Source organism: Bacillus nitratireducens, from assembly GCF_036320425.1.
Taxonomy (GTDB): domain Bacteria; phylum Bacillota; class Bacilli; order Bacillales; family Bacillaceae_G; genus Bacillus_A; species Bacillus_A nitratireducens.
Genome location: NZ_JAUMJO010000001.1, coordinates 487,681 through 502,970, shown reverse-complemented (window position 1 = coordinate 502,970; position 15,290 = coordinate 487,681). Strand labels below are relative to the sequence as shown.

Annotated in this window: 17 protein-coding genes and 1 pseudogene; 12 read left to right on the top strand and 6 right to left on the bottom strand. The window is 33.6% G+C overall.

Annotation, left to right across the window (positions count from 1 at the left end):
- The first annotated feature begins 276 nt into the window (after window positions 1-276).
- Window positions 277-1,680 (top strand): Na+/H+ antiporter NhaC, encoded by a 1,404-nt coding sequence (gene nhaC / locus Q3V31_RS02615; protein ID WP_000843984.1) that lies wholly within the window; start codon window positions 277-279, stop codon window positions 1,678-1,680.
- Between the two features lie 40 nt (window positions 1,681-1,720).
- Here the strand turns inward: nhaC and Q3V31_RS02610 are convergent, their stop codons facing one another.
- Together Q3V31_RS02610 and Q3V31_RS02605 are read right to left on the bottom strand one after the other, a co-directional pair.
- Window positions 1,721-2,110 (bottom strand): MerR family transcriptional regulator, encoded by a 390-nt coding sequence (locus tag Q3V31_RS02610; RefSeq protein WP_002079120.1) that lies wholly within the window; start codon window positions 2,108-2,110, stop codon window positions 1,721-1,723.
- Window positions 2,111-2,117: 7 nt separating this feature from the next.
- Window positions 2,118-2,828: an SDR family NAD(P)-dependent oxidoreductase gene (locus tag Q3V31_RS02605; protein ID WP_329762079.1), complete on the bottom strand. Its 711-nt coding sequence runs from the start codon at window positions 2,826-2,828 to the stop codon at window positions 2,118-2,120.
- 190 nt (window positions 2,829-3,018) lie between these two features.
- Here Q3V31_RS02605 and fumC point away from each other — a divergent pair, with 190 nt between their 5' ends.
- Entirely contained in the window at window positions 3,019-4,407 is a 1,389-nt protein-coding gene (gene fumC / locus Q3V31_RS02600; RefSeq protein ID WP_000456603.1) for a class II fumarate hydratase, read from the top strand.
- A gap of 95 nt (window positions 4,408-4,502) precedes the next feature.
- Here the strand turns inward: fumC and Q3V31_RS02595 are convergent, their stop codons facing one another.
- Window positions 4,503-4,925, bottom strand: coding sequence for a PH domain-containing protein (locus Q3V31_RS02595; protein WP_000669064.1), 423 nt, complete (start codon window positions 4,923-4,925; stop codon window positions 4,503-4,505).
- Between the two features lie 132 nt (window positions 4,926-5,057).
- On the opposite strand from Q3V31_RS02595, the gene Q3V31_RS02590 reads away from it, so the two are divergent.
- Window positions 5,058-5,249, top strand: a complete 192-nt coding sequence (locus Q3V31_RS02590; RefSeq protein WP_000670934.1) for a hypothetical protein — start codon at window positions 5,058-5,060, stop codon at window positions 5,247-5,249.
- Between the two features lie 38 nt (window positions 5,250-5,287).
- Here Q3V31_RS02590 and Q3V31_RS02585 read toward each other — a convergent pair.
- A pseudogene (locus Q3V31_RS02585) lies at window positions 5,288-5,503 on the bottom strand (MBL fold metallo-hydrolase); the annotation flags it as partial.
- 251 nt (window positions 5,504-5,754) lie between these two features.
- Between Q3V31_RS02585 and Q3V31_RS02580 the strand changes: the two are divergent.
- On the top strand, window positions 5,755-6,519 hold the full coding sequence (locus tag Q3V31_RS02580) for a DUF2087 domain-containing protein (RefSeq protein WP_001280295.1): 765 nt from the start codon (window positions 5,755-5,757) through the stop codon (window positions 6,517-6,519).
- Between the two features lie 99 nt (window positions 6,520-6,618).
- Window positions 6,619-8,028 carry an MATE family efflux transporter gene (locus tag Q3V31_RS02575; RefSeq protein ID WP_000804159.1) on the top strand — a complete coding sequence of 470 codons (1,410 nt, stop codon included), beginning with the start codon at window positions 6,619-6,621 and terminating at the stop codon, window positions 8,026-8,028.
- Between the two features lie 53 nt (window positions 8,029-8,081).
- On the opposite strand, the gene Q3V31_RS02570 is transcribed toward Q3V31_RS02575, so the two are convergent.
- A complete protein-coding gene (locus Q3V31_RS02570) occupies window positions 8,082-8,780 on the bottom strand; it encodes a peptidase E (RefSeq protein WP_000762107.1) in 699 nt (232 codons plus the stop codon).
- Window positions 8,781-9,324: 544 nt separating this feature from the next.
- On the opposite strand from Q3V31_RS02570, the gene Q3V31_RS02565 reads away from it, so the two are divergent.
- The 6 genes from Q3V31_RS02565 to Q3V31_RS02540 all read left to right on the top strand — a co-directional run bounded on the left by Q3V31_RS02565 (window position 9,325) and on the right by Q3V31_RS02540 (window position 13,119).
- Window positions 9,325-9,723 (top strand): DUF3942 family protein, encoded by a 399-nt coding sequence (locus Q3V31_RS02565; protein WP_000347523.1) that lies wholly within the window; start codon window positions 9,325-9,327, stop codon window positions 9,721-9,723.
- A 125-nt stretch (window positions 9,724-9,848) separates the two neighbouring features.
- On the top strand, window positions 9,849-10,271 hold the full coding sequence (locus Q3V31_RS02560) for a BlaI/MecI/CopY family transcriptional regulator (RefSeq protein ID WP_329762074.1): 423 nt from the start codon (window positions 9,849-9,851) through the stop codon (window positions 10,269-10,271).
- Complete coding sequence (locus Q3V31_RS02555; RefSeq protein ID WP_000871963.1) at window positions 10,268-11,080, top strand: M56 family metallopeptidase; 813 nt, start codon at window positions 10,268-10,270, stop codon at window positions 11,078-11,080. The genes Q3V31_RS02560 and Q3V31_RS02555 overlap by 4 nt, the downstream gene beginning before the upstream one ends.
- Before the next feature lie 54 nt (window positions 11,081-11,134).
- Window positions 11,135-11,848 carry a cytochrome c-type biogenesis protein CcdA gene (gene ccdA / locus Q3V31_RS02550; RefSeq protein ID WP_097871795.1) on the top strand — a complete coding sequence of 238 codons (714 nt, stop codon included), beginning with the start codon at window positions 11,135-11,137 and terminating at the stop codon, window positions 11,846-11,848.
- A gap of 18 nt (window positions 11,849-11,866) precedes the next feature.
- The gene (locus tag Q3V31_RS02545) at window positions 11,867-12,421 is read left to right on the top strand and encodes a TlpA family protein disulfide reductase (RefSeq protein ID WP_000733171.1); all 555 of its coding nucleotides are present in this window, start codon (window positions 11,867-11,869) and stop codon (window positions 12,419-12,421) included.
- A gap of 14 nt (window positions 12,422-12,435) precedes the next feature.
- On the top strand, window positions 12,436-13,119 hold the full coding sequence (locus tag Q3V31_RS02540; protein ID WP_002094654.1) for a prolipoprotein diacylglyceryl transferase family protein: 684 nt from the start codon (window positions 12,436-12,438) through the stop codon (window positions 13,117-13,119).
- A 56-nt stretch (window positions 13,120-13,175) separates the two neighbouring features.
- Here the strand turns inward: Q3V31_RS02540 and Q3V31_RS02535 are convergent, their stop codons facing one another.
- On the bottom strand, window positions 13,176-13,721 hold the full coding sequence (locus Q3V31_RS02535; RefSeq protein WP_000427647.1) for a helix-turn-helix domain-containing protein: 546 nt from the start codon (window positions 13,719-13,721) through the stop codon (window positions 13,176-13,178).
- A 149-nt stretch (window positions 13,722-13,870) separates the two neighbouring features.
- On the opposite strand from Q3V31_RS02535, the gene Q3V31_RS02530 reads away from it, so the two are divergent.
- Entirely contained in the window at window positions 13,871-15,208 is a 1,338-nt protein-coding gene (locus tag Q3V31_RS02530; RefSeq protein WP_000658329.1) for a D-serine ammonia-lyase, read from the top strand.
- The last annotated feature ends 82 nt before the right edge of the window (window positions 15,209-15,290 follow it).

Sequence of the window (15,290 nt, the reverse complement as noted above, 5' to 3'; positions counted from 1 at the left end):
CTCCTTAAAAGGTGAGGATAATAGTAAAAAGTTTTGTTGTGGCAAATATTAAAAAAGTTATTCTTGAATTGTTCTATCTAAATAAAAATGTAACATTTTTTATATTTTCCATTGCGAAAAGTAACATCTACTTTTACAATAGAAAAGGTGTCCATATATTATACTGGAAAAATAAATCGAAATAATATGAAAATTTTGTTTTGTCTTCGCTAATTGTATATTACATACATGTAAGACGACATACGTCATGTTATCGACTTGTAAGGAGAGAAAAAAATGAAAAGTGTAAGATTACCATCGATGCTAGAAATCATAGTTCTTTTATTACTATTTCTTGCTGTTGTCTTTTCCTTCCAAACGATTTTTGATCTCCCAATTCAATTAGCGCTATTTATTTCATGGTTTTTAGTAATTGCGCTTGGATTAAGATTAGGATTTCGTTATCAAGAATTGCAAGATGCAATTACGAAAGGGATTTCTAACGGATTGGAAGCAATACTGATTTTAGTTGCAGTAGGTGCTTTAATTGGAACTTGGATTGCTGGTGGCGTTGTACCAACATTAATCTATTATGGATTAGAGTTTATTCACCCTAGCATATTCCTATTAGCAACATTAATTATTTGTTCGATAACTTCTATCGCGACAGGAACATCATGGGGAACAGTTGGAACAGCAGGTATTGCTATGATGGCGATTGGTGAAGGACTTGGCTTACCACTTCCGCTTGTTGCTGGTGCAGTTCTTTCAGGAGCTTATTTCGGCGACAAATTATCACCACTTTCTGATAGCACAGTTCTTGCAGCGTCTATGGCAAAAGTAGATGTTATTGCTCACGTTCGAGCTATGCTCGTATTAGATGTTCCGGCTTATATTATTACTAGCATTATGTTTACTGTAGCTGGTTGGATGTATGGCGGCGATAATGTAGATTTGAATCGAGTAGAGTTTTTAAAAGAAGCTTTATTAAAGGAATTTGATATTAAAATATGGATGCTTGTTCCGGCGGTCATTGTTATCGTTCTATTAGCGATGAAGAAACCCTCTATGCCAACAATTGCAATGGGAGCTTTAATTGGTGCAATTTGGGCAACTCTTTTCCAAGGAATGCACTTTGGAGAGGCAATTGGAACAGCATATAATGGATTCTCAATTCAATCTGGTGTCGAGTTTGTTGATAAGTTATTAAACCGTGGTGGAATTAACGGTATGCTCGGTTCAGTAGCCGTTATTATTTTCGGGTTAGGTTTTGGTGGACTACTTGAAAAGCTAGGTGTTTTAAAAGTAATCGTATCAAAATTTGAGAAGAAATTAAATTCTGCAGGTAATGTAACATTGTCTACATTAATCGTGGCATTCTTAGCTAATATATTTGGTTGTGCGATGTACGTATCACTTATTTTAACACCGAAAATTATGGAAGATAGCTATGATAAATTAAAAATAGACCGCCGTGTATTAGCGCGTAACTCAGAAGTAGGTGGAACGTTAACTTCTGGTATGGTTCCGTGGTCGGATAATGGTATTTTTATGGCTGGTATTTTAGGTGTAGCAACGTTCTCATACGTTCCGTTTATGTGGTTAAGCTTTGTATCGTTAATTTTAGCCGTTATTTACGGATATACAGGCAAGTTCATTTGGTATGTAGATGATGCAGATAAAGGAAAGCAAGCATCATAAAATAAAAAATCACCTTCTACAATATGTAGAAGGTGATTTTTTATTTTGTAATAGGAGTTGAAGAAGTTATTTCGTCCTCATATTTAGCAATTTTTTGTTGTATCTTTTTTAAGTTTTTTTCAGTGTCTTGAATGAGCTGTAAGACGTTGGTCTCCTGTTGTTTCATTAATTCCAACCGTTGAAGGATGGTGGATTCTCCCACCATAGACCAGTCGATAAATTGTTTTATTTTTTGAATTGGCATACCGGTGTGTTTTAAACATAAAATCATCTCTAAATATTTCAGTGCTTCTTCATCAAAAACTCGATCTCCTTTTTCATTTCTTTTAAGAAAAGGGAACAGTCCTTGTTTATCGTAATAACGTATTTGAGAAATAGTTAAGTAGTGCATTTTGGCGACTTGCCCAATTGTATAATACATATCATTCACCCCTTTATTACCAAGGTATAATGCCGTCTTTATTTAGTATTTTACCATTATAGTTTGTTTCACTTAATGCATATTTAATAATAATTTTAGCACTTTCATTAGTCGTAAGGCCACCTGGGGAATTTCCATTTAGGTCAGTAGTTGTAAAACCAGGAGTTACTCCGAAAATTGCTGGACCGTTAGTACCAAATTCTTTGCTAAATGCTAATGTTAAAGCATTAATAGCTGTTTTTGAAGAATTATATCCTAATATGTTAATTGGGTGTGTTTCACCGCTAGCAAACATTGTTAGTGAGGCCATGTCAGTTGTTACATTTATAATTTTACTGTTGTTTGATTTCTTTAATAATGGTAAAAAGGCTTGCACCATTTGGAATGTTCCAAAAAAGTTAACTTCAAATCCTTGGCGTAAAGTTTCAATATTTAATTCACTAGGTAGCGTATGGAAGTCGAGTGCTATGCCTGCATTATTGATTAATAAATCTAAGTGGTCAGTCGTTTCATGGGTTTTTTTGAGTGCTTCTTGAATGGATTGAGCACTAGAAATGTCTACTTGAATATAGGAAACGTTTGAAACATGTAAAGATTCTACGGCTTGTTGTCCAAGTTGTTTATTACGAGCACCTAAAAATACGTGATAGTCTTTTTCTGCTAATTGACGAACCAATTCATATCCGATCCCTTTATTCGCACCTGTTATGAAAGCATATTTTTTCATTTTGAATTCCTCCAGTAGTGTTATAGTAGGTTACAATGGAAAGGATACAGCCTAAACTTAAGTTTAGGTCAAGAGGAATTTTCAAAAAAAATATTGAATATTTGTATATATGAGTGAGAATCCTTATCATTTGATTGAAAGTCTGTTAATATAAGAGATGTAGGTATTTTATTTTCAAGGGGATGAAAAAATGGAGTACAGAATTGAAAGAGATACATTAGGAGAAATAAAAGTTCCAGCTGATAAATTATGGGCAGCGCAAACGCAGCGTAGTAAAGAAAACTTCCCGATTGGAACAGAGCAAATGCCGCTTGAAATTGTAAAAGCATTTGCCATTTTAAAGAAAAGTGCAGCGCTTAGCAATCAAAAATTAGGAAAGCTATCAGAAGAAAAAGCAGAAGCAATTGTAGCAGCAGCTGACGAAGTGATTGCAGGGAAATGGAATGAACATTTTCCGCTTGTCGTATGGCAAACGGGTAGCGGTACACAGTCAAACATGAATGTGAATGAAGTAATTGCAAATCGAGGGAATCAAATTTTGAAAGATAAGGGATCTGACGTACATATTCATCCGAATGATGATGTGAACATGTCTCAAAGTTCAAATGATACATTTCCAACAGCGCTTCATGTAGCATGTGTAATTGCAGTAGAAAATCACGTATTACCGGCAATTACGAAATTAAAAGAAACTTTAGCAGAAAAAGTGACTGCATTTGAACATATTATTAAAATCGGTCGTACGCATTTACAAGATGCAACACCATTAACGTTAGGACAAGAAATTAGCGGATGGCACCGTATGCTTGAAAAAACAGAGCGTATGATTGCAGATAGTAATACATATATGAAAGAATTAGCAATTGGTGGTACTGCGGTTGGAACTGGTATTAATGCTCATCCTAAATTTGGTGATATGGTAGCAGAGGAAATTAGTCAATTTACAGGTAAGCAATTTATTTCTGCGCCAAATAAGTTCCATGCGTTAACGAGTCATGATGAAGTTGTATTTGCACATGGAGCATTAAAAGCATTAGCTGCTGATTTGATGAAGATTGCTAACGATGTACGCTGGCTTGCAAGTGGTCCACGTAGCGGTCTTGGGGAAATTATTATTCCTGCAAATGAGCCAGGAAGCTCTATTATGCCAGGTAAAGTAAATCCAACGCAAAGTGAAGCATTAACAATGGTTGTAGCGCAAGTTATGGGAAATGACGCAACAATCGGATTCGCTGCGAGCCAAGGTAACTTTGAGCTAAACGTATTTAAACCAGTTATTGCATATAACTTCTTACAATCCGCTCACTTATTAGCAGATGCAGTTGTTTCATTTAATGATAATTGTGCAGTTGGTATTGAAGCAGATGAAGAAGTAATTAAAGAGAATGTGAATCGTTCATTAATGCTTGTTACAGCATTAAACCCGCATATCGGATATGAAAATGCAGCGAAAATTGCTAAGCATGCTCATAAAGATGGGTTAACTTTAAAAGAGGCAGCACTGCAATCTGGATTATTAACAGAAGAGCAATTTGATGAAATTGTAGATCCGAAAAAAATGATTGCTCCGAAAGAGTAATAGAAGAAGCCAAGATTCTTAGTTTAGAATCTTGGCTTTTTTGATATTCATTTTTATGTTTCCGCCACTTGTACTACTGCAAGCTCCAAAAGATATTATTTGTTAGCAGACGTATTCATTACTTTCATATGTGGGCAGTTCTCTTTTAAGAGTGAAATGAATCTTTCTTCTTCTTGTGGTACGAAAGTTGTCACTGAGTCAAATAAATTATAATCAATTTCTAATTGCTGCCTAGTCCATTTTTCTGAACGGAGTGTTTTGCCAGAGTATTTAATGTGACGAATATCTTCAAATGGAATTTCAGTACGTAATATGAAACCGTGTTTTACAATAAGAGAAGATTCCGTTATGTTGTAGTGGGAGAAATAGAATGAAGAGAGATTCACGATATTTAACAGCATCATAAGAGTGAAAAAAATAGAATTTTCGTTTTGGAAGAATAGCGAAATGAAAAAAATAATTATAAATAATGTAATAAAAATGACGTGAAATGGATTTTTTTTCGCTTTAAACTTCAAGTTAGTCACCTCGTTATACGTGTTCTTTAACTAAATTAAATCACAGCATCGTAATGAAACGTGAGAATATGCAGAATTGCATATTCTTTCGGTTTATTATTCGTGTAAAATTTTTTGATAGGATAAATTTAAATGAAGTTTTTAGTAGTGGAGTGGCAAAAAGTGACTAACAAGAATAGAAGCGTAGTGCTAGTCATAATTAGTTGTATGATGATTATGAATGGCTGCTCAAATAGATTCGTTGAGGATGGAAAGCGAAAACATGTATTTGTACAAGCGAGTAAAGTTTTAGTGGAAGTTGTTTATAAAATATATAAAGGATAAAAAGGGTGTTTCTATATGTGGAAACACCTTTTTTGTAGTTAAAATTGAATACTGAAGTTTTGGAATGAGTGAATGCCGGTTCCATGTTGAACGAGGTTGTTATCACTTAAATATTGAATAGCGTATTTTACTTCATTCAATATAGTAGGTGAAAGACCAAGAGTATGATGTGAACCGTAAATTTGTTCAATGGGCAAGAAAGTTGTGATTTTGTCTAGAGATTGAACTAAATCTGTAGGATTTGTTTTATCGTAAACCAAGGACCTTTTAAAGTAACCATATTTTATTTCACATCCTAATAATAAGTGGTTTCTAAAAACACATTCGCTGTTTGTTGTGACAAGTCCTTTTTATAACGTATAAATAGATGTTTTAATTAAAGTTTATAAAATAGGTAAACGAAACATTGAAATGTTTACTTTTGATATGGTAAGATGATGTAGTGATAATAAACGTTATTGTAATTTGTTTGTTTTTAAGTAAACCTTTTAAAGGAGTGTTTAGTATGAGTGATATTTCAGAGAAGTTTTGGGATGCATCGGTAGAGGAATTAAAGAAAGGGTATGTGTTTGACGAGGTAGCAGAAGAATATATTTGTTTAGCTTGCGGAGAAACGTTTATAAAAGGGGTTATTTATCAAGAAAATCAAGTTTTGTATGAAGCAGAGAAGTTTATACAGTTGCATATTCAAAATGAGCATACATCTATGTTTGAATATTTATTAAATCTTGATAAGAAGTTTACGGGTTTAACTGAGTTGCAAAAGAAGATGGTGCAGTTTTTCCATATGGGACTTAATGATAAAGAGATTGTAAAAGAAATGGATGGTGGGAGTACGTCGACAATTCGTAATCATCGATTTACATTGCGCGAGAAAATGAAGCAAGCAAAAGTATTTTTAGCGTTAATGGAATTGTCAGAAGAAAAATCAAAAGTTCAAACTAAATTTGTACCGATTCATAGAACAGCTACGATGGTGGATGATCGATACAATATTACAGAGGAAGAAAATGCTGAAGTTTTAACAGCACATTTTACAGAAGGTTTGGATGGACCGCTTTCTAAATTTCCGAAAAAGCAAAAGCGTAAATTAATTATATTACGTCATTTGGTGAAGAAATTCGATAGTAACAAAAAGTATACTGAAAAAGAAGTAAATACAGTTTTAGAAAATATATATCCGGATTTTGTAACTTTGAGAAGATATTTAATCGAATATGGTTTTTTAGATAGAACAGCTGATGGAAGCCAATATTGGGTGAAGTTATAATAATACGGAAAAGAAGATGAATAGAAGCACATCGTTATAACAACTATACAAAGATATAGAAGTTGAAAAACAGATTTTTAATAAAAGGAGAAATGAAATTTGAAACCACCTACAGATAACAATAAAGAAGGTGCGGAGTCACATAAGTTAGAAAGTGAGAGTAAACCGATTTGGAAATCGATGTCCATGTTTTTAGTGCCGTTACTTTTAAGTAATGTATTACAGTCAGTTGGACAGTTATTTGGAATGGTAGTAGTAGGAAGGTGGCTTGGCGTAAATGATCTAGCAGCTATATCGGCATTCTTCCCATTATTTTTCCTGCTCGTTTCATTTGTAATTGGAATTGGTTCTGGTAGTTCAATTTTAATTGGTCAAGCATTTGGTGCTAAAAATGAAGAGCGCTTAAAAGCTATCGTTGGTACGACGCTTACGTTTACTTTTATTATCGGAGTCGTGTTGGCGATAATAGGAAGTATTTTTGCGATGGATATTATGCGTCTTATGGGAACACCAGAAAATATTATTGAAATAAGTGTGCATTACGCAAGAATTTTATTTATATCTATGCCAGTATTATTTTTATATTTTGCATACACAACATTTATGAGAGGTACAGGAGATTCTAAAACACCATTTTACTTTTTAATCGTAAGTACAGCGCTAAATATGATCTTATTACCAATTCTTATTTTTGGTTGGTTAGGAGCTCCGAAATTAGATGTTTACGGGGCAGCCTATGCTTCAGTTATATCTACAGTTATTACGTTTATTGTCATGCTAGTGTATTTAAAGAAGAAAAATCATCCACTACAATTAGACGGGACAGTAAGAAAATATCTTCGTATGGACTGGGAGTTATTAAAGTTATTGTTACGACTTGGTATTCCAGCGAGTATTAATATGATATTAGTTTCATTATCAGAAATTGCAGTAATTGCATTTGTGAATCGCTATGGATCAGATGCAACAGCGGCGTATGGTGTTGTGAACCAAGTTGCAAGTTATGTACAAATGCCAGCGGTTAGCCTCGGTATTACCGTATCAATTTTTGCAGCGCAATCAATCGGTGCGAACCAATTTGATCGATTGCAGAAAGTTGTTAAGGCCGGAATTATTATGAATTATATCATTGGTGGTGTATTAATATCTCTTATTTACTTGTTCTCAAGAGATATTTTAGCACTATTTTTAACAAGTCAAAATACAATTGACATTGCTCATAGTCTAATCATGATTACATTATGGAGCTACTTAATTTTCGGTCATGCACAAATTATTAGTGCGACAATGCGAGCAAGTGGTACTGTACTATGGCCAACTGTAATCAGTGTTGTATCAATTTGGCTTGTTGAAGTACCTGTGGCGTATTATCTTTCTTACCATACGAGCCTTGGAATAGAAGGGATATGGATTGGGTATCCAGCTGCATTCATCGTCAGCTTAATATTACAGTATGCATATTATAAGCTTTCATGGCAGAAGAAACGAATTACACGATTAGTGAGTTAAAAGATGAAAATGTCCCTAAGTCATTATACTTAGGGACATTTTTTGATGAATGCTTATAAATAACTTTTTAAAGTTATGTCAAAATGTTGTCTAATGAGTTTTCCATTATTCATATAAAACTCCCAAGCTGTATCTGGCGCACCTATAATTTCAAATGAACCTTCTGTAATATATAAAGCGCAATTATCTTCTAATGCGATGCCCTCTATATTACCTTGGTGAGTTTGTAAAAACGTATGGAAGGCATTCATTCTATTTAATTGATTGTAATGAGGGCAAAATCTTTTGTTAACAATACTCCAGCCACTACTTTCTACATAACCAGAACCTTCATAATCTGAACGTATGCTAGATGTAAACCAGCACATAGCGCCGGCACTATATCCTGCAATAAGTGTTCCACGTTTTAAAGCAAATAGTAACTTTTCATCTAGTTTATGTTCTTTCCATTGTTCAAGCATGTGAACGTAATTTCCACCGCCAAGATAAATGAAATCGGCAGAATAAATCATCTCATCTATTTCATATTTAGTAGGTGTTTCGGTTGAAATGCGTAAAATTTGAACCTCACAATGTAATTGCTTTTCAAATGTTTCTAAAAATAACTTTATATATCCTTCATCATCATGACTAGCTGTTGGAATGAATAATACTTTTGGGTATTGTTTATTTGTTAATTCTATAAGTCGTTCATTAATATGCAAGTGATTTGGATCTTGTAAATCACCGCCACCAATGACAGCTAATTTCATAGTAAAGCACCACCTAATAATATTTGTTATGTAAAAATTCGATAGTGGGGAGTTACATTCCTTCTGTGATTTAATGAATAAGGGGAAATAAAGCAAACAATATATTGAAATAGCATGAGGTATTGATAGCTGTAGATAGAAAGGAATTAGATGCAGTTTATCCCGCTATTTGCGGGCAGTAAGACTCCCACCTCAAAATTCGACTGGAGCAAAGCAGTTAGGTGGGAGTCGGGCTGCCCGTAAACGCCCGATTGGTGAAGACTAATAATCAGTGGGGGATGAACAAAACCCCCACTGATTAAAGTTTCACTTTATTGATATATAATACTGGATAATATTGTTTCAAAGTATGGAAACAATATGTTTAAATGAATATAATGACGTACTAATGAATATTGAAAGAGTATTTATATTAAAAAGTACGGGGAATAACAGTAGTTTTACAAAAAATATTTTTTCCTTTTTATAGGAATTTATTTCATAATATGGTAAAATTATATTAATATATTTATTAGCGTAAACTGAAAAGAGGGAGCGTGAAAGAGTGGATTTTCGATTTGAGTTCGCAGCGAAGGTGAAAGAATATTTAGATGATGAAAAAGATGAAAAAATAATAAAAGATGGACACAGAGATATAATTTATAAATATTTATATCCGTTAGAGAGTGAAATTGGAATTTTTAAAAATCCTAACTTTACTTTTTTTGCATCAGGAAGACGTTCACATATAGTATTAGAAAATATTGAATTTAAAACAGAAGTAAACGTAGAAAGTAATATAATTGAAATTGCAAAAATAGTGGATAATGTGGTGATTCCATTAGATACTATCGTAGCTAAGGATCGGGAATTATTTGCACTCGGGCGTAATGAGAAATTTAGCGTGCAAATATTAGAATATTATCTTTATGATACATTTGGTGAGAAGTTAGGTTTACAATGAATCGAACGCGGTACAGCTAACTAATTAGTAGGGATTAGGATTCATTTAAGTATCAGTTAATATCATTTATGTTTGACCTTCTATATATTTTATACTACAATCTGTAGTGTGAAAGGGGCCATACGATGTTTACTCAAAACTACAAATTAAATGAGCAAGGGTTAAATCACTTTTTCGGACCGCTTGAAGCGAAAATAATGGAAATTGTTTGGGCTACTCAAGGTATTACCATTAAAGATGTGCAACAGAAATTAAGTGAAGAAACCCCGGTGAATTTTAATACTGTAATGACAGTTATGAACAGATTAGTAGAGAAAGCACATTTAGAAAAGCATATTGTGAAAAGAAGTGGTATGTATCGTACTACACAAACGAAGGAAGAATTTTTATCTAATCAAACGAAGAAAATGACACAGGAATTAATGGGTGAATTTGGGGATCTTGTTGTGAACCATATGATAGATGAGTTAGAACAAGCTGATCCATCTTTAATAAAAAAATTAGAAGAGAAATTAAGTCAGCTAAAAAAAAGAGGACCGATAAAATGAAGTGGCAAATGCGTAAAATCGTTTTGTTAGCAGTGACTATTAGTGTGCTTTTTTTAAGCATGTTAGTATACTACGTTACATACCCATTTCTTTTTCAAAATAAAGCATTTTTCCTTTCGCAATTTTGTTTATTTGAATTACAAAAACATATGAGGGAACTATCAATACTTCGTATAATGATAGCCGGATTACTGTTATTTACTGTAATCATTATGAGTAAAAGAATTTGGAAGCAATTTTTTTATAGTAAAAAATTGAAAAGAAATCTCGTGTCTATTACTAGAAAAGGAAAGCAAGTATACGTATTATCAACGTTACAGATTACGGCATTTACAATTGGATTATTTCGACCGAAAATTGTCATTTCAGAAGGAATGTTTCAGGCATTTTCTGAGGAAGAAATTGATGCGATTGTATTACATGAGGAATATCATCAAAAAAATCGAGATCCATTAAAGTTATTTTTCTTTACCTTGTTAGCTGAAGGAATGATGTATATTCCTATATTAAAAGGGATGCTGCAGCGTTATCATGTATATCAAGAGCTATCAGCAGATAAATATGCGATGCAAAAAATGAAATCTTCCTTTGAGCTAGGTAGTGCATTATTAAAATTAATTAAAATAAAGACGATGGAAAATCAATGTATTACAGCGTCGTTTGCGAAAACCGCAATTAATTTACGAATTGAGCAAGTGTTGAATGAGAAAGTTGTTAAGCTGAATATGCCATTACATACAAATTCAGTATATGTAACGTTAGGGCTATTTTGTATGTCGATTGTACTTATTGTCGGAGAGTGCATATAGCCTCTTTTTTTAATAATTAACACTACGCATTGTAGTGTGTTCGGGAGGGATAAAATGAATGCGGCGGATTTAACACTTTGGCTAGTAGTAGGGGCTGGGGTACTTTCATTTATATCACCATGTTCTTTACCGCTATATCCATCTTATTTATCGTATATTACAGGTGTTTCTATTCAAGATTTAAAAGAAAATCGTGGAATTATGCAAAAGTCAGCGATTATACATACAGTATTTTTTATGATTGGTTTCTCGGTTATTTTTTATGCGTTAGGTTTATCGGTAAGCTGGATTGGGGTTACTTTTTCATCTAATCAAAGGCTGATTCAGCAAATTGGTGGGATATTTATTATTTTAATGGGGCTATTTATGACTGGATTGATTCAGCCTAAGTGGCTTATGGCAGAGAAAAAAGTACAATATAGAAGTAAATCGACAGGGTATATTCGCTCAATTTTGGTCGGCATGACATATGCAGCAGGATGGACACCGTGTGTTGGACCGATATTTTCTGCAGTGCTTATGCTCGGTGCGACCAATCCTGAAAGTGCGCTTCTGTATATTACAGCGTACACCCTTGGATTTGCAGTTCCGTTTTTCGTGATGGCATTTTTTATTGGAAAGGTAAAGTGGATTGTTACATATGCCAATGTCATGATGAAAATTGGTGGTGGAATGATGATACTAACAGGGGTTTTATTATATACAAATCAAATGACGAAAATTACAGCATTCTTTATTCGTATATTTGGTGGATTTACAGGATTTTAGAAATGAGGAGGAAGAAAAGTGAAGAAACTAATTGCTATTATACTGGCCGGGGCACTAATTTGGACAGGAGTTAACTTTTATAATACAAAGAAAGAAGAAAAAGAAAGAAAAGCGAAACAAGCGGAGTTACAAGAGAAAGAAGTATTACCACAAGTAGGATTTAAAGCACCAAACATAACATTAAAAGGATTAGATGGGAAGTTGTATTCATTAAATGATGCAAAGGGAAAGCCATATGTTATTAATTTTTGGGCATCGTGGTGTGGCCCATGTGAAATGGAGGCTCCTGATTTAGTTCGTTTGTATGATAAATATAAAAAGGATGTTGAAATCTTTGCGGTAAATGCAACAATCGGTGATCCAGTACAAGAAGCGAGTGCATTTGCAGATCGCCACGGATTTACATTTCCAGTTCTATTAGATATGGACGGAGTAGCTGGATTAGATTATAAAGTATTCTCTTTACCAACGACATTTTTTGTTAATAAAGATGGAATTATAGTAGATCAAGCACGAGGTGTATTACCTCCAGATCAATTAGAAAAGAAGTTTAAGAAATTAATTGAGAATTAAGAGGGGATTTCATAGTGATGGAGTGGATGGTGAGGTTACAACCAGTTTCTCTTATAATAGGAAGTTTATTTGGATTTACTCTGATGAAACTAAGGATGAAAAAGCAAAATATTCAATATGAAAAAATGATGGATGCAGTAACGAATGGTTTTCTCATCATTGTATTAGTATGGAAATTTGCACCGGCAATATTAAATCCAGTATGGGCTTTTGGATCGCCGGTGCAAGCATTATTAGCTGTAGGGAGCATGCAACATATTATAGTAGGATGCATAATTGCCAGTATATATATTGTTTGGAAAAGTAAAAAAGAGCAATTTTCTCTTCGGATTTTACTTGATACATTGCCTTTTGGATTGTGCGTGAGTATTATCTTTTATTTTCTATTCCATCAAGAAGTAGGTGCACAAACGACACTGCCGTGGGGGATGAAAATATATGAATCAAGATTTTTGTATCATCCTATTTTCATGTATGAGATTATACTCGCACTCTGTATAATTGGCTCGTTATGGATTGAAAATGAAAGATTAGGAAAGGGAAAGAATATAAGCTTTTTTCTAATTTGCGAGGGAATTGCTCATATCATTATTTCACTTATTAGTGAACAAAATTCAGTTCTATTTGGTCTTTCAATACAGCAAATACTCAGTTTTTTTGTTATTAGTTTAGGGATCTTGTTCGTACCAAAAAAATAAAAGTAGCCATGCACAGAGAGCATCTATGCATGGCTATTTCTGTATCATTATATGAATTAAAAAATCGGCGGAGTAACAGAAAATAAAACAATCGCATTTTTCTCGAATTGATTTACCCATTTATGTTTTAAATAAGCTGGTATTTTTACGCTATCACCAGTTTCTAATGTGTATTCTTCTTCATTTAAGTGCAATGTGATTTCTCCATCTAATACAAATGCTAATTCTTCTCCTTTATGTTCTAGAACATTTTCTGATGAAGCAGTATTCGGTGGGATAGTCATAATTGCTGTTGCTAAATTTCCTGTGAAATCAGGTGATAACAATTCATATGATAAATTATCGATAATCATTTTTTTTCTTTTATGAGAGCGCACGATTAAATCATCTGTATTTGTTTCTTCGAGTAAAAAACTAAATGTTGGAACATCAAGAGCTTTTGCGAGTACCTTTAACGTTTGAATGGAAGGGTTAGCAGAACCACGTTCAATTTGACTAAGCATGGATGGTGTGATTTCGGCCATCTTTGCCAATTCTTTACTAGTTAATCCTTTCTCTTTTCTTTGTTTTTCAATTTTTTTACCGATATCTATATTCTCCATAATAAATGCTCCTTAATAATTATTAAATTATATTTAAATAAATTAAATTAAAATTAACTAAAATGAATTATTTATGTTAAACTATATTAAAATTAATTTAATTATAATTTATTATATGGCTAGCTACAAGGATATGAGGAGGAAGAGGAATGAAGGAGATAGAGGCATTAAAAGAGCAATATCCACTAGTAAATAACTTAATCGCAACAGAAGAAGTATTTTGGATAAACCCGAATATGGAAAAGTATGAAACAGCAATAAAAAATTCGCCACTTAATCAAGAACATGTAAAAGATGCGGAAGAGAGATTAAAGCGTTTTGCACCATATATTGCGAAAGTATTTCCTGAAACGAAAGAAACGGGCGGTATTATAGAATCACCTTTAGTGAAAATCTCTTCTATGAAACAATCTTTAGAGAAAAGTTATGGGCAACCTATTTTAGGGGAATTATTATTAAAATGTGATAGCGGGCTTCCGATATCAGGATCAATTAAAGCTAGAGGCGGCATTTATGAAGTGTTGAAACATGCAGAGCAATTAGCACTTCAGCATGGAATGTTAACAGAGGAAGACGATTATTCAATTTTAGATAGTGATAGATTTAGAGGTTTTTTTGCGAAGTATTCAATTGCAGTAGGTTCTACTGGAAATTTAGGGCTTAGCATTGGGATTATGAGTGCGAAATTAGGTTTTAATGTGACGGTCCATATGTCAGCAGACGCAAAACAATGGAAAAAAGATTTATTAAGAAGTAAAGGTGTAAACGTTATTGAATATGAAGCTGATTATAGTAAAGCGGTAGAAGAAGGAAGACTGCAAGCAGATGCAGATCCTAGCTGTTATTTTGTTGATGATGAAAACTCACATGATTTATTTTTAGGATACGCAGTAGCAGCGTCACGTTTACAAAAACAATTAGAAGAGTTAGAGATTGTAGTAGATGAAGAGCACCCTTTATTCGTTTATCTTCCGTGCGGAGTAGGGGGAGGACCTGGCGGAGTAGCATTTGGTTTAAAGTTATTGTATAAAGACAACGTACACTGTTTCTTTGCGGAGCCTACGCACTCTCCATGTATGTTACTCGGTTTAATGACAGGGCTTCACGATAAAATTGCCGTTCAAGATATCGGGATTGACAATGTAACTGATGCGGATGGGCTTGCAGTAGGAAGACCATCTGGATTTGTCGGTAAAACGATGGAACCATTTTTGAGTGGAAATTACACAGTAAGTGATGAAGCGTTATATAGATTATTAAAAGAACTGGCTGATACTGAAAATATTTATTTAGAGCCATCTGCATTAGCGGGTATGATAGGGCCGTTGAATGTATGCAAAACTGAAAATGAATATTTACAAAAACAACAGTTAACAGAGAAGGTGAAGGAAGGTACACATATTGTGTGGGGAACTGGTGGAAGTATGGTTCCAAAAGACGTGATGAATGGGTATTATAAAACAGGTGTGGAATTAACGTATAAATAAAAATGAGGCTATTTACAGCCTCATTTTTTTCATGTACATAAAATTCTTTGTTATTTTCGCACTAGTTCTTTATAGTATAGAT

Excerpts from the sequence above, each read along its gene's own strand:
- Q3V31_RS02560 (WP_329762074.1), top strand. The coding sequence starts at position 9,849 with ATGTTTACTCAAAACTACAAATTAAATGAGCAAGGGTTAAATCACTTT.
- Q3V31_RS02555 (WP_000871963.1), top strand. The coding sequence starts at position 10,268 with ATGAAGTGGCAAATGCGTAAAATCGTTTTGTTAGCAGTGACTATTAGT.
- Q3V31_RS02530 (WP_000658329.1), top strand. The coding sequence starts at position 13,871 with ATGAAGGAGATAGAGGCATTAAAAGAGCAATATCCACTAGTAAATAAC.
- fumC (WP_000456603.1), top strand. The coding sequence starts at position 3,019 with ATGGAGTACAGAATTGAAAGAGATACATTAGGAGAAATAAAAGTTCCA.
- Q3V31_RS02590 (WP_000670934.1), top strand. The coding sequence starts at position 5,058 with ATGAAGTTTTTAGTAGTGGAGTGGCAAAAAGTGACTAACAAGAATAGA.
- Q3V31_RS02535 (WP_000427647.1), bottom strand. The coding sequence starts at position 13,721 with ATGGAGAATATAGATATCGGTAAAAAAATTGAAAAACAAAGAAAAGAG.
- Q3V31_RS02570 (WP_000762107.1), bottom strand. The coding sequence starts at position 8,780 with ATGAAATTAGCTGTCATTGGTGGCGGTGATTTACAAGATCCAAATCAC.
- Q3V31_RS02605 (WP_329762079.1), bottom strand. The coding sequence starts at position 2,828 with ATGAAAAAATATGCTTTCATAACAGGTGCGAATAAAGGGATCGGATAT.
- ccdA (WP_097871795.1), top strand. The coding sequence starts at position 11,135 with ATGAATGCGGCGGATTTAACACTTTGGCTAGTAGTAGGGGCTGGGGTA.
- Q3V31_RS02580 (WP_001280295.1), top strand. The coding sequence starts at position 5,755 with ATGAGTGATATTTCAGAGAAGTTTTGGGATGCATCGGTAGAGGAATTA.
- nhaC (WP_000843984.1), top strand. The coding sequence starts at position 277 with ATGAAAAGTGTAAGATTACCATCGATGCTAGAAATCATAGTTCTTTTA.